This window comes from Shewanella sp. KCT, from assembly GCF_007636505.1.
Classification (GTDB): Bacteria; Pseudomonadota; Gammaproteobacteria; order Enterobacterales; family Shewanellaceae; genus Shewanella; species Shewanella halotolerans.
In genome coordinates this window covers 62,071-81,799 of the sequence record NZ_LVDJ01000012.1, presented here as the reverse complement: position 1 = coordinate 81,799, position 19,729 = coordinate 62,071, and the positions used below count along the sequence as shown (strand labels likewise).

Genomic DNA, 19,729 nt, shown 5'->3' with positions numbered 1-19,729 from the left:
GTAACCAGACGCATGTCATTGATTCATTGTAACAGTTAAACGGGAGCCATGTGGGCGCTTTATCACTCTCGGGGAAAAGTTTAGTCGGTCGTCTCATGCTGGCCTTTAGCCTGCTGGCGCTGCTCCTGCTCACGCTGGTGAGCCTGGGCAGCGTATCCCTCTATTGGGTGAAGGCCGCCGACAAATACCTCTATGAGGAGGCGCTACCCGCCTCAGAAGCCGCGCGCCAGTTGATGCAGTCGGTCAGCGCCCTGCAAGAAAACGCCCAGGCCTTAGAGCGGGCGCAGGAGGAGGCGGAGCGCGCCTTTCTCGGGCGCAAGCTATCCATCGAGAGCAGCAACCTGCTCGGCGCCATCGCCCGCCTTAAATCGCTTAATCTTCAGGGCGATAGCCACCTAGGTCCCAGAGCGGCCGAGATCATTCACGACCTGACGCAGTTAGGCCATCAGGTGGGTGAGCGTTTGGCCCTCGCCAAGCAACTCAGGGGCGATGGCGAGGCTTTGGTGGACGCCTCCGGACGGGCTATCGAGCTGCTGGAAGCCGAACTGGCGGTCGTCGATTCCGCCGTGCTGGCCAAGCTGAGCCTGGCCTATCCCGAGGTTGCCGGCACCGCCCAGAGCGGCTATCTGCTCGATACCATCATAGAGAAAGATCTCGATATTCAGGCGCGTCTCAATCGCGCCCTGGCCCTGATCCATCACCTGGCGCTGGTGGGTCAGCTGCTGCAATCGCCCGAGCAACATCTGGGGCTCAGTAAGGTGCTGGTGAGCATGTCGCGGGTGTTGGCCGAGCAGGGCGGCGGCGAGTATCGATTGCAGCCAACTGAGGCCCAGGGCGGCATGCCCGGCAATGAGCCAGCCAGTGCCACGAGCGATGTTATCTTTGACATCAATCAGCCTAATCTTATGCCATTAGAGCTACTTAAGGGGGTGGTGCGAGACCCTGTGAGAGCCACAGAGCTGGCCCATGAGCTGGCGATACTGCGCGGCGTCGGCGATAAACTCACGCTGCAGCGCCGCTATGCCAGGGTGCTCGCTTCCCAGACGGCGCAGCTCCAGACACTGAGTGACAAGCTTAGCCAGCTTAATACTCAGGTTGATGGTGCCATGACAGCGCAGCAAACCCAGGCGGAGCAGGCCAGGGGAGATTTTCTACGTCAGCTCTTCTGGGCCAAGGCGGGACTCTGGGGCACGGGGTTATTGATGCTGGTGTTGATCCTGATTGTGGTATATCGGGTGATCTACAAGGGGATCGCACTTCGACTCCACGAGGCGACCGACGCCCTGTCACGGCTTAGCCGAGGGGATACTCAGGTGGCGCTGGACCCCCACGGGGATGATGAGCTGACCGCCATGGCCTCGGCCATCGATGCCTTCAAGCAGAAGACAGATCACAATCAGCGTCTGCAAACTGCGCTTCAGGAGACAGCCTCCGAGTTGTCGGCCCACAAGGCGTCGCTGGAGACGACGGTGCAGGAACGTACCCAGGAACTGGCTCAAACCAATCGCCGTCTCGATGCTGAGGTGCAGGGCCATGCCCAGGCGAGACAGATGGCCGAGGCGGCCGACAGGGCCAAGTCGCTATTTTTGGCGACCATGAGCCATGAGATCCGCACCCCCCTCAACGGTCTGCTCGGCACCCTGACCCTACTGGGGGAATCTGAGCTGCCCACGGCCCAGAAGCAGATGCTGGCCCTGTCTCAGTACAGCGGCGCTCTACTACAGACTGTGCTGAACGACATCTTAGACTTCTCGCGCCTGGAGCAGGGCAAACTGAGCAATGAGCCGCGCCCTGTGGCCATCAATGAGCTGCTCGACGAGGTGGTCTCCATCATGCTTGCGGGGGCGGGCAACGCAGGTCTTTCGCTGCGCCTGGAGCGAGAGCGTCTCCCCGAGTGGATCAATATCGATGGCCCTAAGCTGCGCCAGGTGCTGTTTAATCTGCTAGGCAATGCCATCAAATTTACCCCGGCGGGAGAGATCTGTCTGCGGGTGAGCCAAGCAGGGGCGCGCCTTAAGTTTATCGTGAGCGATACTGGCCTTGGGATCCCCGAGGATGCCAAGGCGCGATTGTTTATCGCCTACAGTGCTCAGCCCAATCAGGGGCGCAGCCGTGGCACTGGCCTAGGGCTGGCGATCAGTAAGGAGCTGGTCACCCTGATGGGGGCCGGCGATGAGGGGCTCTGGGTCGACACAGAGGTGAATAAGGGCAGTACCTTCGGATTTAGCCTGCCGTTGATCGCCTGTGAGGCGCCTGCGCAGAGCACGACAGATATCATCCCTCAGGTCGCGCCAAAGAGAGTGCTGGTGGTGGAAGATAATCAGGTCAATGCCATGGTGGCCCAGGGCTTCCTGGCGCATCTTGGCCACGAGGCAGTATTGGTGCCAAGCTGCGCCGAGGCCATAGCCGTCTTTGAGCGCCAATCGCCAGGGTTCGATGCCGTGATGTTGGATATTCAGCTCAGCGATGGTTCTGGCATAGACCTCCTGAGTCAGCTTAGGGAGCGCGCCGTGAGCGATCTGGTGTTTGCCGCCTTCACCGCCCAGTTGCAGCCACAGGATCTCGAGGTCTATCGAGCGGTAGGATTCGATGAGATCTTGGCCAAGCCGCTCAACATGCAGGCCCTGATGCGCTGGTTGGGGCGGGCGTCAAAAACTTCGGCTCCAGTCGCCGAAGGAGTCGAAGAAACAGAAGAGACTGAAGCAGTGGAACTTGTGGGATCTGATGAAACGTCGGCGGCGGATTTAGTGGAGGAAAATCCTCTGCCGGATGCTCCTCTGCTGAATGCCTCTCTGCTGGATAGCGCCCAGTTTCAGGGGGATTTCGACTGTCTCGGCGAGGCGGCGATGGCGCAGATGTTGAGCCTCTATCTCTCCTCCAGCGAGGCGCAGCTGACCCAGTTGGAGCAGCTTGTCGAATCTCTGCCAGAACAGAAAGCCGAACAGAAAGCCGAACAGGCCGCCGAGGATAAGATTCAGGCGTGTCGTAAGCTACTCCACGGCCTCAAGGGCAGCAGCGCCAACATGGGCATGGTCAGGCTGACAAGGCGCTGCCAGCAACTGGAACAGAGTGCGTTGCAGACGGAGGATATTCGTGGGCTCAGGCTGCTGTGGCGTGACTCGGTCGCCGCCTTCCAGGCGCAGCTAGCATCAACGCAATAGTGCAGCTAGCATCAATGCAATAGCGGAGCTAGCAAAGCGGCGCATTAGGCGTCTGAATCTGCTAGAGCCATGGGCGAAATCTGCTACACTTGCGCCCCATTGTTAACCATCTACTCACAACAGCAACTAAAGCGGGATCTTCACCTATGTTATTTTCTCAATTGTCTCTGCCTGCGCCTCTGCAACAGGCGCTGGAGGCCTTGGCATTTCGCGAGGCGACTCAGATCCAGGCCGAGGCGATCCCCTTGGTGCGAAGCGGTGTCGATCTCATGGCCTCGGCCCAGACGGGCACGGGCAAGACGGCCGCCTTCGCCCTGCCTATCCTGGCTAACTTGATGGGCCAGGCGCAGGTAGAGGGCTCAGATAAACAGCCCCGAGCCCTGGTGTTGGTGCCCACCCGCGAGCTGGCGCTGCAGGTTCATCAGGGGATCTCAGATCTCGCCCGCTTCACCTGTCTGTCGGCGGGGCTGGTCTATGGCGGCGTCAGCATCGAGGCCCAGTGCCAGCAGCTTGCCGCAGGCGTCGACCTGATCGTCGCGACCCCGGGTCGCCTGCTGGACCTGCACAGACGCGGCGCCGCCAAGCTAGATGGCGTGGCGCACCTGGTGTTCGACGAAGCCGATCGCATGTTGGATATGGGCTTTGCCGACGAGATAGCCGAGCTGATGGCGCTGTTACCCAGCGAGCGTCAGACCCTGCTGTTTTCAGCAACCCTGGATGACAAGGTGCTTGCACTGAGCCATCGCTGGTTAAAGCAGCCCAAACGCATCGCCGTCAGCCCGCAGAACAGCGCCAGCCAGGATGTCGAGCAGCGGGTCTATGCGGTGGACAGCGAGCGCAAGTTTGCCCTCCTGTCTCATCTGATCAACAAGGGGGATTGGCAGCGGGTATTGGTGTTTAGTCGTAAGAAGGTGGCCGCCGACAAGCTGGCCGCCCGCTTATGTGAGCAAGGCATCCAGGCCAAGGCGTTTCATGGGGATCTGGGCCAGGGCGCGCGTGAGCAGGTGCTGGCCGATTTCCGCCGTGGAGAGATCAAGGTACTGGTGGCTACGGATGTGGCGGCGCGGGGGATAGATATCGAGTCTCTGGACTATGTGGTTAACTATGAGCTGCCCTATGTGGCCCAGGATTATGTGCATCGCATCGGTCGCACCGGTCGTGCGGGTAAGCAGGGCGTCGCCGTGACCCTTTACTGCGAGGAGGATGCACTGCTGCTGGAGGAGGTCGAGGCACTGCTGGATAAGCGTCTGCCCCAGCAGTGGTTGCCCGGTTTCGAGCCGGATCTCACCAAGGCTGACCCCAATCCCCGTCGCAATGGCAAGGCGGCGCAGAAACGCCGCGCCAAGAGGCGCGGTCAGGGGGGCAGGCGTTAGCCCTGTTGGTAGTAGAGCATCTGCCCCTTAAAGCTGGAGGACATCTCGGCGGTCGGAGCGATTTTTTCCTGATGGTGACGATAGCCCAGGCTGCACATCTTCTTGCTAAAGGCGGCATGGTTGCCACGGCCTGGGTCGACTAAGATCACCTCGCAGGCGGGCGCCGCATGGCGATGGATAAAGGCCGATAACAGCTCGATATGCTCTCGTTCGTAGAGCAAGTCTGCACCTATGATCAGGTCAAATAACCCTAGGCCATCGCTGTGGGAGTCCCAGCTGGTGCGCAGAAAGGGAATAGTCTCGCCTTGGTTAAGACGCACATTTTCCCGTAAGAAGTTGCCTGCCTCTGGGTGGTAATCTGTGGCGGTGATGTCGGCTTGACGGCTATTGAGCAACAGGCTGGCCAGTGCCATGCCACAACCCACCTCTAAGATGCGCTTGTTGTCGATATCGAAACTTACCATCTGATCTGCCAGCGCCTTACCCGAATCCCATAACACGCCAAATAGTGACCACTGGGCGGATGAGATCCCTAACGCCTCGGCCTCGCCCAGAGGATCTGAGTATTCCTGTCTGTCTCTGAGACTGCGGATATGTATATCTGTGTGAGGGTATTCCAGGGTCTGGTAGCGGACACGTGGGGCGCTCATGGCGGTTAAACTCCTTGCGTTAACGGTAAACGCAACAAGCCTAGATCGATATCGATTCGCTACGTGTAGGGGGCCACTATAAGGGGGATCGGCGCAAATAGCTATCGGCATAAAAAAGGCGCCGACAATGAGCGGCGCTTTTACTGTGGTGATTGCTATTCAATCATATTGATACTTATTGATTTTTTTACGAATGCTCGCAAAGTGCCTCACAATCCAGGCTGACCCAGGTCTGAGTGAGCCTGGCGAGGGCCTGGTAGAAGCGGCCAGGGTCTCTGTCACTCACGCGCTTGGCAAACTCGGCTAGCCAGGCATCCAGATACTTGGCGATAAAGCGCTGCTGCGCCTTATCATCCAGGCTGGTGGCCTGCTGGGCGACATAGGCCAAGATCACCGAGATGTGATCGGCTGGCTCGGGAAAATCGCTCTGCACCCCCAGCTTACTCTGCTCGAGCAGGGCAAGTATCTCCTGATGCTGAGGGCCGAAGAGCAGCGGCTGCTCCTCATCGCCTTCAGGCGTCAGATAGAGGCCTGCATAGGGATTGGCGCTCTGCTTGCCGCCTACCAGGAACAGGCCGCAATAATCCGCGGCCAGATTCAGCAGGGAGGCCTCATCGCCCAGTCCTGCCAACACCGCTTGGATGGTGTTCACCTCAGGCGCCAGCCTAGGCTCGCCGGCCAGCAGGTCAAAGAAGGCCTGCGCCTCAGCGCTTTGCAGGCTCTGTAGGCGCTGATGATCTATCTCTTTGGCAAACAGATCCGACAGCAGACGGTAGACCCTGGCTCGCGCCTGGTTGGCTGGTGTTTGATAAATCGATGACTTACTCATCTTAATTCTCCTTTGACCGCTAGCTTATTTTAGCGGCTGATCTCTATGGGGCCGCTGAAGGCGCTGACTTCTGGGACCTTACCGCTGAACTTCTCGAACTCCACCAGACAGGTGTAGGCGGCGCAGGCCTGTGCCAGCTTAGAGCTGCCGATATCCTGAGTCAGGGTGTTGGGGTCGCCGTAGCTGCACAGGGCGCCCATCTCGTTGCCGCCTTGCTTACTGCCATCCTTGTCCACTGGGCCATACCAGGCACCCTCGTGGATACGGATCACACCCTGAGGGAAGCGGTTCGATACCCGGGCGCCCGCCAGTAGCTGACCCCTGTCGTTGAACACGCGCACCAGATCGCCATCCTTGATGCCGCGGGCCTTAGCATCCAGCGGATTGAGGTAGACAGGCTCGCGTCCCTGTACGGTATAGGTCTCGCGGTACTCCTGGGATTCACACATCTGCGAGTGCAGACGCTGATCCGGGTGGCAGGACTGCATCCAGATGGGGTACTTGTCTGAGCCAGGGCCGCCGTGGCTGCGCTCGCTCTTCTCCATCCAAGTTGGATGGCCGGGACAATCGTCGTAGTTAAACTGGGCGATCTTACGGCTAAAGATCTCGATAAGGCCTGATGGCGTGCCCAGCGGGTTGATCTCAGGGTCATCCCTAAAATCGCTGTGGCGTGTCCAATTCTCTCCTTCACCGAAGTGCACATAGCCCTGTTGCCAGAAGGTGTCGAAATCTGGCATCTCGAACTTACCTGCGTTGGCGGCCTTACACTCGTCGTAGAGCTTTCTTAGCCAGTCCATCTCGGTCAGGCCGCGGGTATATTGCTTCTCTTTACCCATGAGCGCCGCGAAGCGGGTGAAGATCTCAAAGTCTGACAGACTCTCGTACAAGGGCTCGACCATCTTCTGCATCGCCAACACGCCGCGGTTGGCATAGCTGCCGTACACGTCTATGTCGTTGCGCTCGAAGGTGGTACAGGCGGGCAGCACTATGTCTGAGAAGCGACAGGTGGCGGTCCAGTTCACGTCTATGGTGACCACACATTCCAGCTTGTGGAATGCGCGCTTCATCTTGTTTCTGTCCTGATGGTGGTTCCAAGGGTTGTTGCCCGAGAACACCATCATCTTGATGTCGGGGTAGGTGACCTTGCTGCCGTTGGCATCTATCGTCTTGCCCGGCTCCAGGATGGCATCTATCCAGCGCGCCACTGGTATGGTGCTGCTGGCACCCTTGAAGTCTGTGCTGTCAAATAGTGGCTTTTGGCCCTCATCCAGGTTACGTGGGAAGGCGCCCGGCGCCGCCGCACCCGACGATGGTACGCCTATGCTGGAGTAGTGGTGGCCATAGCTGATGCCGCCGCCCGGCAGGCCGATTTGGCCTATCATGGTGGCCAGCACCGCCGCCATCCAGTAGGGCTGCTCACCATGCTGCTGACGCTGAATGCACCAGCCCATCATGAGTTGGGTGCGGCCCTTAGTCATCACCTTGGCCAGATCTTTAATGATCTCGACACTCACGCCTGTGATCTGGCTAGCCCACTCAGGGGTTTTGGCCACGCCATCTTTCTCACCTAGCAGGTAGGGGAGGAACTCGTCGAAGCCCAGGCTGTAGCCTTCGATGAAGGCCTTGTCGTGCAGGTCTTTGCTCACCATCTCGTGGGCGATACCCAGCATCAGGGCCACGTCTGTCTGTGGGTTGATGTAGAGCTGCTCGCAGCCCAGGTACTTTTGGGTCTTGGTGACCACGGGATCTATGCTGATCACCCGGATCTTGCCTTGAGCCACCTTCTCCTTGAGCTGCGCCAGATAGGCGTAAGACTCGTGAGTCTCGGCGTTCCAGCCCACCTGCAGGTTCTTATAGGGGTCGTTCGACCAGAGCACTATTGTGTCGCTGTGCTCTAAGATCAGCGGCCAGGACGTCCCCTGGGCGTAGACCTCGGTGGAGCCGAGCACGTAAGGCAGAATCGTTTGACCTGCGCCGGTGGAGTAGTCGCCGACCTTCTTGACGAAGTTACCGTGCATCCCCACCGCGCGCTGCATATGGCTGGTGGAGGAGTGCAGCTGACCGGTGGCGCGCCAGCCTGTCTGTCCCGCATGTAGTCCAGACGGGCCATACTTGGTCTGGATCTCATCGAGTGAGTCCTTAAACAGCGACAGTGCCTTGTCCCAGGTGACGCGCACGAAACGGTAGTCGCCGCGCTCTAAGGTGTTGCTCTTGTGCCCCTTGAGCAGGAAGTCGAGGCGCACCATAGGGTAGCGCACGCGGGATGGGTTATAGACCAGCCCCTTGACCCCATTGATCATATCGGTGGGGTATTTATCCAGGTCGAAGGGGATCACCTTATCGATGACGCCATTCTTGCGAGTCATCTTAAAGGCGCCGAAGTGGGAGCCGGTGGTTTTCCACACTTCATCCGTGCCCGTGCTGGCCAGGGCGTTGAGCGGCGCCAACAGCGATGAGCCGCTTAGGGTGACATAGGAGCTGGCGGCGAGGCCTTTTAGAAAATCTCTTCTGTTCATGATGCTATCCTGTTAGTGCGCTGAGGTGGCAAAAGTCGATGAATGTTCTTGCAGGTATTTCTGCACCAGTGCCTGGGTGTCCTGATCCATGTTGACGAAGGCGATCATTCCCTGAAACATGCCGGGCCAAGTGTTGGCGTCGAAATGGGCCTCGTCGGGCTGGGTGTGACAGACGCTACAGCTGCTGGAATAGGTGTCGCGTGCGTAGTCCCATAGCGGCTGCAGGTCTTTCACCAGATAGTCGCCATCCACCCAGATCTGCGCCTCGACTCGCTGCCAGGTGAGGCCGGTGAGCGGGTCTTGCTGCTCTTCGAACACTTGCATCACGCCTGGCTCCAGGGCGGCATCTTTCGAGAGCTGGGCCGAGAGGATGTTCATGCCGAAATCGAAATAGATCACCCGGCCTGCGCCTATCTTCTTACGCCAGCCGTCGATACCTACCTTGGCGCGTTGACCCTTGACCTCAAGCACCTTCACCTTAGTGGCGATGTTGAGGGTGCCCGCCTCGACGTCTGTCTTCTCGTTGAAGAACAGTGGCTTGGTCAGGGCGCTGAAGTAGTTCTCGCCGATAGCCAGGCTGCTCTCGCCAGAACCCACCTGGGCAATAAGCTCAGGGGCGCGTGAGGTGCCCATGTCCGGAAGCTTGTGGGCTATTCCCTTGTGGCAGTCGATACAGCTCTGATCCAACTCGGCGGCACGTTTCATCTGTTTCTGGGCCAGTTTGGACATCTCGTCCCACTTCATCGAGTCATAGTTGTGGCAGTTCTTACAGGCGAGTGAGTTGTCGCGATCGAAACGTTTCCACTCACGGCTCGCCATCTCCAGACGCTTGGCCTCGAACTTCTCTTCGGTGTTGACGGTTTGCAGCAGCCAGCCCCACATGTCGTGGGAGGCCTCTATCTTGCGGCCAATCTTACGGCTCCAGTTGTGGGGCACGTGACAGTCGGGGCAGGTGGCGCGCACGCCGGAGTGATTCGACCAATGCACTGTGCTTTGCAGCTCCTGGTAGGGTTTACTCTCCATGCTGTGGCAGCTGATGCAGAAGGCTTCTGTGTTGGTCGCCTCCAGGGCTGTGTTGAAGCCACCCCAAAAGATGATGCCCATCAGGAAGGCTGACAGGCTAATGGCGCCAAGGGTGAGGGTTTTGGCGGGTTTGTTGAGGGTACGCCAAAGGGTGATAAACCACTTCATAGCAACATCCTTTCTCAAGTTGGTAATGGGGTTAATGGGCGACGACGCCGCCGAAGGCCTGGATCATCCAGATGATGAAGCCATAGGCGCTGATGCCTGTGACGGTCAGCATCGGGAAGAGCAGCACTATGATGAAGCCAAGGGCTTTGAGCTCTTTGGATTTATCCTGATCTCGTGTTTCGCTTATTGGGTGTGATGGCATGACAGACTCTCTTAGTTGATCTTTGTCCATGGCTGCATGGTAGAGGAGGGATGTGAATGGGGGTGCTGCCTGGCATGAACCAAGGGTGACAAGTTATGAAAAAATATGAATAAAACTGAGCCTGACGACTTGATGGCGAAGAATTTATTTATAACTGGCTGATATTGAATGAGTTAACTGAGTTTTCTCTTGAGTGGATGTCCCATGGTTGTCGCGGTATCTCTGCCTAAAAAGCCCTTCGTGCGAAAGTTGAACAAAAGTTTGGCGAATTGTTAGCTTGCTCTAGTTTATGTCACAGTCTTTGCTGTAGAATGCGCCGCCAACAAAGGCTGTGTTATGGGTAAGTGTTTGCTTACCTTAAAAGGTCGGTATCTCCTCGGTTACCGATCTGCAGGTCACGTAAGGTACACCAATAAGTACTCAGTGGATCTCTCACCCACAGACATCTGTCGTGGGGCTCTAACTTGCCATAGCCTTCCAAATTAAGAGATCAAAAAAGGTAACTACTATGAAGTCTGAACAGACTCTCGCTGCACCCGCTGTACCTGCAAGCTCCCTGCTTGACCGTTATTTTGCCATTACCGCTCGCGGCAGCACGCTGCGCCAAGAGGTGATTGCCGGCTTAACCACCTTCCTCGCCATGGTTTATTCGGTGATCGTGGTGCCAAACATGCTGGGCGCCGCCGGTTTCGATCCCGGCGCCGTCTTCGTGGCGACCTGTCTGATTGCCTCCTTCGGCTCCCTGCTGATGGGACTGTGGGCTAATCTACCGATGGCGATTGGCTGCGCCATCTCACTGACCGCCTTCACCGCCTTTAGCATGGTGCTGGGCCAGGGGATCTCGATTCCCGTGACCCTGGGCGCCATCTTCCTCATGGGCGTGGTCTTCACCCTGGTGAGTGTCACAGGCGTGCGTCAGTGGGTACTGACCAACCTGCCTAAGGGGATCGCTCACGGTACCGGCATAGGCATAGGCCTGTTCCTGCTGTTGATCGCCACCAATAGTGTGCATCTGATCGTCGCCAACGACGCTGGTCTGCCGGTGAAGCTTGGCGATATTCATAGCCTGCCTGTCATCGCAACAGTGATTGGCCTGGCGGCCACCATAGGCCTGGAGCGCCGCGGCGTACCCGGTGGCATTTTGCTGGTGATCATCGCGCTTTCTGTATTTGGCCTAGCGTTTGACCCGAGCGTGACCTACCAAGGCTTATTCGCCCTGCCTGATTTGATGTCAGATAAGTCGCTTATCGGTCAGCTGGATATCATGGGCGCCCTCAACCCTGTGGTACTGCCGATAGTGCTGGCGCTGGTGATGACGGCGATCTTCGATGCCACCGGTACCATTCGCGCGGTGGCCGGTCAGGCCGAACTTTTGGATGAGAAAGACAACATTGTTGGCGGCGGTAAGGCGCTGACCTCTGATTCCATGAGCAGCATCTTCGCAGGCGCCGTGGGCGGCGCGCCGGCGGCCGTGTACATCGAGTCGGCGGCGGGTACCGCGGCCGGTGGTAAGACGGGCCTGACGGCGACAATCGTCGGCGTGCTCTTCCTGCTGATGGTATTCCTGGCGCCGCTTAGCTACCTGGTGCCGGCCTATGCCACGGCGCCGGCGCTCATGTATGTGGGCCTGTTGATGCTGAGCAATGTGACCAAGCTGAACTTCGACGACAAGGTCGATGCCATGGCGGGACTAACTTGCGCCGTGTTTATTATCCTCAGCTGTAATATCGTTACCGGTATCATGCTGGGCTTCGTGACCCTAGTGGTTGGCCGTCTGGCCAGCGGTGAATGGCGCGCCCTGAAACCCGGTGTGTTAGCCATCACTATCGGCCTGGTGGTCTTCTATATGGGCGGCTGGGCTATCTAGAACGTATCGAATCAGCAGCTCAAATAACACAAACCCAGGTCAATTGACCTGGGTTTGTCGTTTAAGGCTGTCGATTGAGGCTGATAAGCAAGGCAATTGAGTAACTCATTTTTCAATACTTGTGAGCACTAGTCCTGTTCGGGGCACAGCTCATCATGGCAGAAGGCACCTAGCAGATCTTTCCAGGTGATGATGCCCACTATCTTGCTAAATGCCATCACGGGCAGGCAGCCGATGTCGTGGGCCAGCATGAGTTGCCCGGCGGTCTTGATGTCGGCCTCGGGGGCTATGGTGATGGGATCCCGGCTCATTACCTGATGGGCGCGGCGCTGCAGGGTGTCGCTGTCGCGCTCGGTCTCGCCTATGCTGCCGATATGGGGGCTGAGGGTGCGCAGATAGTCGCGTTCGGATAGTACGCCTTGCAAGCTGTCGTTCTCGATCACCAGCAGATGATGAAAGGGGGCGCTGTCAAAGATCTCTTTGACTATGGTAAGCCTGTCGTCCATCTCTATGGTGACGACCCTGGTGCTCATGATCTCCGATACCCGTGTTGCCATGGCAGACTCCTGAGACTTAGGGAGAGGTTAACTGAGTTTTGTAAGGTTCTCAGTGACTTTGGTGAATGTTCACCCTGTTTCCAGTTATAACAGATAAATGAATGTTCAACAAATGACCATCTAAATTTCACATAAATGTCATGGGTTTGCCCTTTAATGATTGGGTTTATCTTAGTATCAGGGCAAAAAGATGAAATCCATGCCATTGGCATCCCAGACCAGCCAGTCCGACCCTTTCTATGTCGATTCCATTCATTTTCAGCGCACCCAAGGCAAGCATAATCAAGGCAAGCATAATCAAGGCGAGCTAAGTCAGGAAGAGCTACGCCGGGAAGATCTTAGCCAGCACAAGGCGGTGCGTTACTGCCGTGAGCTGATGCGCCGCACGTCTATCACCCCGGAAGATGCCGGTTGCCAGCAGTGGCTGGGGGAAAGGCTTGCCGCAATGGGTTTTGACGTCAGCCACTATCAGGATCAGGGGGTGAGCAACCTGTTGGCCTCCTTCGATGAGCGCCCGGCGCAGCTGGCGCTGGCGGGGCATACGGATGTGGTGCCGCCCGGGGAACTGAGCCGCTGGCAGACGCCGCCGTTTGCCGCCACCTTAGTGGATGGCATGCTGATTGGCCGCGGCGCTGTGGACATGAAATCAGGCCTGGCGGTGATGCTGGCGGCGGTCGAGGATCATATTGCCTGTCATGGTCTGCCTAAGGCCAACTGGCAGTTTATCGTCACCAGCGACGAAGAGGGCGAGGCGGAACATGGAACCCGCATCTTGGTGGAGCGCCTTAAGGCTCAGGGCCGTCTGCCCAAGTACTGTGTGGTGGCCGAGCCGACCGCCGATAAGCAGGCGGGCGATGTGATTAAGATTGGCCGTCGCGGCGCCATCTCGGCCCGGCTAACGCTCAAAGGCAAGCAAGGGCATGTGGCCTATCCCAAGAACGCCGTCAACGCCCTGCATATGGCGGCGCGGGTGATGCAGGCGCTAGAAGCCCTTAGTTGGGATGAGGGCAGCGACGACTTTCCCGGCACCAGCCTGCAGGTGACCCATGTGGATTCGGGGGCGTTTACCGACAATATCGTCCCGGGTAGCTGTGAGATCTGTTTCAACATACGCTACAGCTATCGTTACAGCGAGGCGGGGATCATGGCGCGGATCCAGGCCTGTCTCGACGGGCTTTCCCTGGGGGATGATGCCATCAGTCTGCGCTGGGAGCGTGGCTGTCAGCCCTATCATACCCAGGAAAACGATGGCCAGAGCCTGATCGCCCAGGTGGAGGCGGCGATCTTCGAGGTCACCGCCAGCTTTCCGCGCCTCTCCACCTCGGGGGGCACCTCAGACGGACGTTTTTTGTCATCAATCCAAACTCAGGTGATCGAGCTGGGGCTTCCCAATCGCACCATACATCAGGTCAACGAGCGGGTGGAGCTGGCGCAGATAGTGCGCTTGTATCGCATCTATCGCGCCCTGCTGACGCGCTTTCATGACTAGATAAATAGTTAAGTTTGGTGGCTTGGGCTGATGTTAATTGAGAGTCCGCCAAAGCTATTGGTAAAACTAACTCACAAGCCTTTGTCGCAAAACAAATTCACAAAAGCTTGTCGCAAAACCAATCCACAAAAGCTTGCAATAAAAAAGACGCTCTGGGGCGTCTTTTTATTGCTTGAAGATAGCCGCTAGCGCTATTACTAGTGCCATTGCTATTTCTATTTTAACGGGCTGTCTTCGCCGCCCGTGTTGAGCTCGGGCAGGTGGCAGTCTATGTAGCGGGCGCGCTTCTTGGCCTTGAGTTTGTGGGTGTCCACCAGCACCAGGCCATCGATGCAGTCGCCAAACTCGGCATCTATGCCGAAGTCGAGGAAACTCACCCCTAAACCGTCGCACAGCTCGCCATATTGTTTGTACAGGGCGGGCACGGCCGCGCCCATGCTGGCAAGCGCCTGCTTGAGCAACTTAAATTCCGCCTGATAGTCTTCCCCGGGGAAGAGGCTATCTAACTGTTCGTGCTGCTCTGGGGTGAAGCTGTAGCGGCTGTTGGCGTGCGCCAGCTCCTGCACCGGGCAGAAGTGGGTCTGATAGAAGTAGACCAACATCGCCTTGGCCTGCTCCGGTAGGGCGTCGCTGATGGAGACGGGGCCGAACAGATAGCGATATTCAGGATGTTTGGCGAGGAAGGCGCCTATGCCGAACCAGAGGTAATCTAGGCTGCGCTTGCCCCAATACTTAGGCTGCACGAAACTGCGTCCCAGCTCCAGCCCCTGCTCAAAGTAGGGGGCAAATTCGTCGCGGTATTGAAACAGCGACTGGCTGTAGAGGCCCTTATGCTCATCTTGGTAGAGGCTCTTGGCACTGGCGAAACGGTAGGCGCCGACTAATTCCAGCGCCTTGTGATCCCAGAGCACCAGATGCAGGTAGTCGGCGTCGTACTTGTCTGTGTCGCGGCGCTTGCCGCTGCCTTCACCCACGGCGCGAAAGGCGATCTCTCTCAGTCTGCCTATCTCACGCATGATGGGATTGCTCTGCTTGTGGCGGTAGAGATAGATGAGTTTCTCGTCATGGGTCTGGCCCAGCAGCTCGCACTGGGACAGGGCCTCGATCAGATCGCTGCGCGACTCAGGGTGGGCGATGGCATTCTGGGTCTTAAACAGGGGGCTGCGGTTCTTGCCGATGCGATAGAGATGATTCTTCAGCAGTTTCACCTGGGTCTTGAGCGGGAAGTCGCTGCTGGCCACCACCTCCTTGGGGATCAGCTGACCTATGCGCAGGGGCATGGTGCGCTTGGCCTGCTTGAACATCTCCTTGACCAGCAGCAGGCTGGCAAGGGGCTTGTAGATCATCGAGGCACCGTAGAAGGTGGCCGAATTCTTGGCATCGGCAAACATGGGCAGCAACGGTGCCTGACAGGCCTTGGCGATCTTCAGAAAACCGCTGTGCCAGTGCAGATCCCGCACGCCGTTGGGGCGCAGGCGTGACACCTCGCCGGAGGGGAAGATCAGCACGGCACCTTCGCTCTTGAGGTGCTGGTGGATCTTCTCAAGATGCTGTTTGGGGGTGCCGCCCGTCATGTTACGCACCGGCAGCAGGATGGAGTGCAGCGGCTCCAGGGCCATCAGCAGCTCGTTGGCCACCACCTTGATGTCCGGGCGCACCTTGCTGATCAGCTTGATCATCGCCAGGGCGTCCAGTGAGCCGATAGGGTGGTTGGCATAGATCACCACCCGGCCCTCGCTGGGGATATTCTCCACCTCTGTGCTGGGCACGCTGTAGGTGAAGTTGAAGCTGGCCAGGACCTGCTCGATAAAGTCTACCCCCTCCAGGTAATCGAACTCCTGGGTGATGGCATGGCACTCTTTTTCCATCAGGAAATAGCGCAGCAGCGCCTTGGTGGGGGTCGCCAGCCAGGGGCTCTGATTGAGCTTGGGGAGGTTGTTGGCAACCACATCGTCTACGGTGAAGATCATCTTTTGCATGGGTCTGCTCGCTATGTAAGGGATGGTGCCCGTGATGGAGACACCCTATCCATAGCGCCAGAGTAAGAGGGGAGTTTGACTAAGAGATGAACAAATTATTGCAGCCAGATGACGCCTAGCGGACGATCAGGCTGTCGGGCAGATGTATGATAAAGGTGCTGCCGCGCCCCTCCTGGGAGTCTATGCTGATCTCGCCCTTGAGGACCTGAGTGACTATGTTGGAGACGATATTCATCCCCAGGCCGCTGCCGCCCTTGCCGCGCTTGGTGGTGAAGAAGGGCTGGAACACCTGGGCCTGAACCTCCTGGGACATGCCACAGCCATCGTCCTGATAGGTGATGTAGATCCCTTGGTCGCTGCGGGTCACCTCAAGGCTGAGCTTGCCTGACTTGCCATCTGGGTAGGCGTGGATCACCGAGTTGTTGAACAGGTTGCTGACGATCTGGTAGAAAGCCCCCGGGGTGCTCTGGATGATCAGCTTCTCCGGACATTGATAGCTGTACTCATGGGGCGTGCGTGACAGCATGGGGTTGAGAGAGATGAAGATCTCATCCAGATAGGTATGCAGGTCGAACTCGCGTACATCCTCGTGGGACTGATCCACAGAGACCTGCTTGAAGCTGGCGATAAGCTTTGAGGCGCGTTCCAGATTGGCCAGGATCAGTCGGCAGCACTCGGCCACTTCATTCTGATACTGTTCGAAATCCTCTTCGGTGATCTCGCCGCGGCGATAGAGTTGGTCGAAGTGTTTGACGCTCTCCTGCAGGTGGGAGGCGGCGGTGACGCTGATCCCTATGGGAGTATTGACCTCGTGGGTGATACTTGCCACCAGGCCGCCCAGCGCTGCCATCTTCTCCTTGTCCATCAGCTCGCCCTGGGTATGTTCCAGCTCGTCCAGGGTGTGTTTCAGCTCGTCGTTGCGTTGTTGCAGCTCAAGGGTGCGCTCGTTGACGCGCTGCTCCAGACGCTGATTGAGCTCGCGCAGGGCGTGCTCCGTCTCTTTCTGCTGCTGAATGTTCTTGATGGTCCCCGCGATACGTATCGCCTTGCCCGCCTCGTCACGCTCTACCACCTGACCACGATTGAGCACCCAGAGCCACTCGCCGTCGGGCGCCAGGCCGCGATAGGTGAGGGAGAACTTGTCTATCTGGTCGTTGATGCACTCCTTGGCGACCCGCGACACCTTGGGGATGTCGTTCGGGTGGACGCAGGTGGCTATGGTCTTCTTCAGTTCCTCTTCCTGCTCGGGGTACTTGAGGAAGGTGTTGGTACGGGTGGCGTTGCCATGAACGATATTCCAGTCCCAAAACTCATCGCCGCTGCCCCACAGGGCTAGCTGCAGGCGCTGCTCGCTCTGGGCCACCTCATGCAGCAGGGCAGCTTGTTGCTGATACTGGGACCACTTGCGATAGAAGATCAGGCTTACCAGCATCAGGGTCAGGGTGAAATATAAGGTGTAGGCGAAGGGGGATTGCCATGGCGCGGGCTCCAGCATGATCTTGAGGCGCCTGATGGGGCTGTATTGCTGGTTGATATCCTTGGCGCGGATCTCAAACAGATAGTTGCCCGGGTTGAGGCCGGTGAAGTAGGCGACCTGCTCCGGCGAGCCCGCTATCCAGGTGTCGTTGAGCCCAAGCAGGCGGTACTGATAGCTGAGCCGGGAGGCATTGTGCAGATCCGGGCTGTGGTAGTGCAGCGAGAAGATATCGGCGGTATGGGGCAGCGCCAGCGAAGGGGGCAGTCTTGGCGTGCCCTTGTCCATGTCGGGTAGCCCTTGGGCCTGACCCAGCACAAAGAGATCTGTGATCACCGGCAGGGTCGGCGGCTTACGGCGGGGCAGCTGGGCCGGATTAAAGTGGTTAAAGCCGTTGACGCCGCCAAGATAGAGGGTGTTGTTACGCCCCAAGGCCGCGGCGCCGAAGTTGAACTCGTTATCCTGTATGCCGTCGATATCTGTGTAGTTGGTGGTCTTAAGGTTGTCCGGGTCGAGCTGAGTTAACCCCTTGGTGGTGCCTAGCCAGAGGTGACGGCGCTGATCGGCAAACAGTAGGTAGATGGTGTCGTCGATCAGGCCATCCGCCGTGGTAAGCAGTCGGCTGCTGAAGTCCTGGGTGTTGAAGTGCAGTAACCCCTCGTTACTGGCGATCCACAGGCTGTGGTTATCATCGGCGATAATGGAGAAGAGGTGTTGCTTGGGCAAGGCATGGGGTGTGTGGCTGGCGAAGTGGGTGATCTCGCCATTGGCCGCGAGCCTCAGCAGGCCGTCGCTGGAGGAGGTGAGCCAGTAGTTGCCGTCGTCGTCTTGCAGCATGTCGGTGACTGTCTTGATGGGCAGGGGCACGGCAATGAAGCCTGTGGCTATGCCGGCGTATCTGGCGATGCCGCCATCGCTGCTGGTGATCCAGGGGGTCCCCTGCCTGTCGAAATAGAGCGAATAGAGCTGATTGCTGGGCAGGCTGTTGGGGCTCTTGGCATCGGCCAGATAGTGAATATAGCTCTGCTTGTCTGCGGTATAGATGAAGAGGCCATCGCCCCGGGTGCCTATCCACAGCTGACCTAGCTCATCCTCCTTGATAAAGCTGATGAAGGCCTGACTCAGGCTGGGGTTTTGCACATGAAAGGGGGTGAAGCCCGTTAGCTCGCCCCTGGGATTTTTCAGCCCCTGGTAGACGCCGCTGGCGGTGCCGACCCAGAGGGTGCCCTGGCTGTCTTCCAGCAGGCTGCGAATATCCACGTTGAGCAGGTTGTTGTCGTTGAAGCTAAAACCATGGATATGGCCGAAATATTGGGCGTCGAGAAAGGTCTTACTCAGGCCGCCGCCCTTGCTGCCGATCCACAGCTGCTGCTCGTTGTCTATCCACAAGGATGTGATGACTGGGCTGTTGATGCTGTAGCGGTTCTCTGCTGAGGCGTTGAGCCTGTGGATCTCGTTGCGGCTGGGGTTGTATCTGGCCAGCCCTTGGGCGCGAAAGCCTATCCAGAGGCTGCCGAACTTATCCCGCTTGAGGGCGGAGATGGAGAAGACGGGGCTGGCGGGCACGGCGGCGATCGTCATGGCCTGAGCATTGGTGATATCCAGCAGGAACAGGCCGCGGGTCTGGGTGCCGACCCAGAGGGTGTTGCTCTTACCCGCCTCGATGGCGGAGACGCCGCGCAGTGTCTCAGGCGCGTATTGGGTGACGTTAATCTCATCTTCAGTCTGTTTGAGGCTGGCGAGTCCGTTGAGCGTGCCTATCCAGAGCCTATCCTGTCGGTCACGATACAGGGTGTTGATGCGCCCGCTGGGTAGCCCTTGGGTCGTGCTGCTGTCCAGGGTCGCCAGCAGCTTGTTGCTGGCGGGGGAGAAGTAGAGCAGGCGATTGTCGGCGGTGGCGATCCACAGGTTACCCTGAGCGTCTTCATCGAGGTCTACGATATCATCGGGCAGCGGGCTGTTACTGGCGTTGAAGGGCTCGAAGATGCCGCTGTCGGCATGATAGCGGTTGATCCCTTCGTTGCGGGTGATGAGCCAAAGGGTGCTGCGGCTGAAATGCAGCTTCTTGATATATTTGGCCGAGGGGCCGCGGTTATCCCCCCGGGTGTCGAAGATCTTGAAACGCTTGCCATCGTAGCGGTTGAGCCCGGCCTGGGTGGCGATCCACAGATGTCCCTCCTTGTCGTTGACGATATCTGTGACCGTATTCATCGACAGCCCCTCCTTGGCGCCGAAGGAATCAAACTGCGGCTGATAGCTGAAGGCTAGGCTGGGCTGGCTCACCAGTAGCAATAGCATGAGTGAGAGAATGAGTGCTCTCATCTAGGTGCGCCAACTCGTGTGTTTGCAAGTCATAACTTGGCCCTTGTGATCTAGGGGGCGATTTGGTGCTCAGTTTTTGGGGATGGGGGGCGAAAAACAGCCGCGTAAATCCCGATACA

At 58.0% G+C, this 19,729-nt stretch carries 12 protein-coding genes; 4 read left to right on the top strand and 8 right to left on the bottom strand.

The genetic code is table 11. The features are described 5' to 3' along the window. The first annotated feature begins 50 nt into the window (after window positions 1-50). Window positions 51-3,161 (top strand): TMAO reductase system sensor histidine kinase/response regulator TorS, encoded by a 3,111-nt coding sequence (gene torS, locus AYI87_RS16390; protein ID WP_144203792.1) that lies wholly within the window; start codon window positions 51-53, stop codon window positions 3,159-3,161. A gap of 146 nt (window positions 3,162-3,307) precedes the next feature. After that, window positions 3,308-4,534, top strand: a complete 1,227-nt coding sequence (locus tag AYI87_RS16385; protein WP_144203791.1) for a DEAD/DEAH box helicase — start codon at window positions 3,308-3,310, stop codon at window positions 4,532-4,534. On the opposite strand, the gene AYI87_RS16380 is transcribed toward AYI87_RS16385, so the two are convergent. The 5 genes from AYI87_RS16380 to torE all read right to left on the bottom strand — a co-directional run bounded on the left by AYI87_RS16380 (window position 4,531) and on the right by torE (window position 9,922). Next, window positions 4,531-5,184, bottom strand: a complete 654-nt coding sequence (locus tag AYI87_RS16380) for a class I SAM-dependent methyltransferase (protein ID WP_144203790.1) — start codon at window positions 5,182-5,184, stop codon at window positions 4,531-4,533. The two genes, AYI87_RS16385 and AYI87_RS16380, sit on opposite strands and share 4 nt — an antisense overlap. A gap of 187 nt (window positions 5,185-5,371) precedes the next feature. After that, complete coding sequence (torD, locus tag AYI87_RS16375) at window positions 5,372-6,013, bottom strand: molecular chaperone TorD (RefSeq protein ID WP_144203789.1); 642 nt, start codon at window positions 6,011-6,013, stop codon at window positions 5,372-5,374. Window positions 6,014-6,042: 29 nt separating this feature from the next. Beyond that, complete coding sequence (gene torA / locus AYI87_RS16370) at window positions 6,043-8,529, bottom strand: trimethylamine-N-oxide reductase TorA (RefSeq protein WP_144203788.1); 2,487 nt, start codon at window positions 8,527-8,529, stop codon at window positions 6,043-6,045. Between the two features lie 12 nt (window positions 8,530-8,541). After that, window positions 8,542-9,720, bottom strand: a complete 1,179-nt coding sequence (gene torC, locus AYI87_RS16365; RefSeq protein WP_144203787.1) for a pentaheme c-type cytochrome TorC — start codon at window positions 9,718-9,720, stop codon at window positions 8,542-8,544. A 31-nt stretch (window positions 9,721-9,751) separates the two neighbouring features. Next, the gene (gene torE, locus AYI87_RS16360) at window positions 9,752-9,922 is read right to left on the bottom strand and encodes a trimethylamine N-oxide reductase system protein TorE (protein WP_144203786.1); all 171 of its coding nucleotides are present in this window, start codon (window positions 9,920-9,922) and stop codon (window positions 9,752-9,754) included. Between the two features lie 508 nt (window positions 9,923-10,430). On the opposite strand from torE, the gene AYI87_RS16350 reads away from it, so the two are divergent. Then, window positions 10,431-11,789 (top strand): NCS2 family permease, encoded by a 1,359-nt coding sequence (locus tag AYI87_RS16350; RefSeq protein WP_144203785.1) that lies wholly within the window; start codon window positions 10,431-10,433, stop codon window positions 11,787-11,789. Between the two features lie 128 nt (window positions 11,790-11,917). Here AYI87_RS16350 and AYI87_RS16345 read toward each other — a convergent pair whose 3' ends face one another. Beyond that, entirely contained in the window at window positions 11,918-12,346 is a 429-nt protein-coding gene (locus AYI87_RS16345; RefSeq protein WP_144203784.1) for a CBS domain-containing protein, read from the bottom strand. A 199-nt stretch (window positions 12,347-12,545) separates the two neighbouring features. Here AYI87_RS16345 and dapE point away from each other — a divergent pair, with 199 nt between their 5' ends. Beyond that, window positions 12,546-13,835, top strand: coding sequence for a succinyl-diaminopimelate desuccinylase (dapE, locus tag AYI87_RS16340; protein WP_186300658.1), 1,290 nt, complete (start codon window positions 12,546-12,548; stop codon window positions 13,833-13,835). A 215-nt stretch (window positions 13,836-14,050) separates the two neighbouring features. Here the strand turns inward: dapE and AYI87_RS16335 are convergent, their stop codons facing one another. Next, window positions 14,051-15,805, bottom strand: coding sequence for a GNAT family N-acyltransferase (locus AYI87_RS16335; RefSeq protein WP_144203826.1), 1,755 nt, complete (start codon window positions 15,803-15,805; stop codon window positions 14,051-14,053). Between the two features lie 124 nt (window positions 15,806-15,929). Next, window positions 15,930-19,610, bottom strand: coding sequence for a two-component regulator propeller domain-containing protein (locus AYI87_RS16330; RefSeq protein ID WP_144203782.1), 3,681 nt, complete (start codon window positions 19,608-19,610; stop codon window positions 15,930-15,932). Window positions 19,611-19,729: the final 119 nt, after the last annotated feature.

Bases quoted from the DNA above. Each gene is read 5' to 3' on its own strand.
- torC (WP_144203787.1), bottom strand. From the start codon at position 9,720: ATGAAGTGGTTTATCACCCTTTGGCGTACCCTCAACAAACCCGCCAAA.
- torE (WP_144203786.1), bottom strand. From the start codon at position 9,922: ATGCCATCACACCCAATAAGCGAAACACGAGATCAGGATAAATCCAAA.
- AYI87_RS16335 (WP_144203826.1), bottom strand. From the start codon at position 15,805: ATGATCTTCACCGTAGACGATGTGGTTGCCAACAACCTCCCCAAGCTC.
- AYI87_RS16385 (WP_144203791.1), top strand. From the start codon at position 3,308: ATGTTATTTTCTCAATTGTCTCTGCCTGCGCCTCTGCAACAGGCGCTG.
- AYI87_RS16350 (WP_144203785.1), top strand. From the start codon at position 10,431: ATGAAGTCTGAACAGACTCTCGCTGCACCCGCTGTACCTGCAAGCTCC.
- torD (WP_144203789.1), bottom strand. From the start codon at position 6,013: ATGAGTAAGTCATCGATTTATCAAACACCAGCCAACCAGGCGCGAGCC.
- AYI87_RS16345 (WP_144203784.1), bottom strand. From the start codon at position 12,346: ATGGCAACACGGGTATCGGAGATCATGAGCACCAGGGTCGTCACCATA.
- dapE (WP_186300658.1), top strand. From the start codon at position 12,546: ATGCCATTGGCATCCCAGACCAGCCAGTCCGACCCTTTCTATGTCGAT.
- AYI87_RS16330 (WP_144203782.1), bottom strand. From the start codon at position 19,610: ATGAGAGCACTCATTCTCTCACTCATGCTATTGCTACTGGTGAGCCAG.
- torA (WP_144203788.1), bottom strand. From the start codon at position 8,529: ATGAACAGAAGAGATTTTCTAAAAGGCCTCGCCGCCAGCTCCTATGTC.
- AYI87_RS16380 (WP_144203790.1), bottom strand. From the start codon at position 5,184: ATGAGCGCCCCACGTGTCCGCTACCAGACCCTGGAATACCCTCACACA.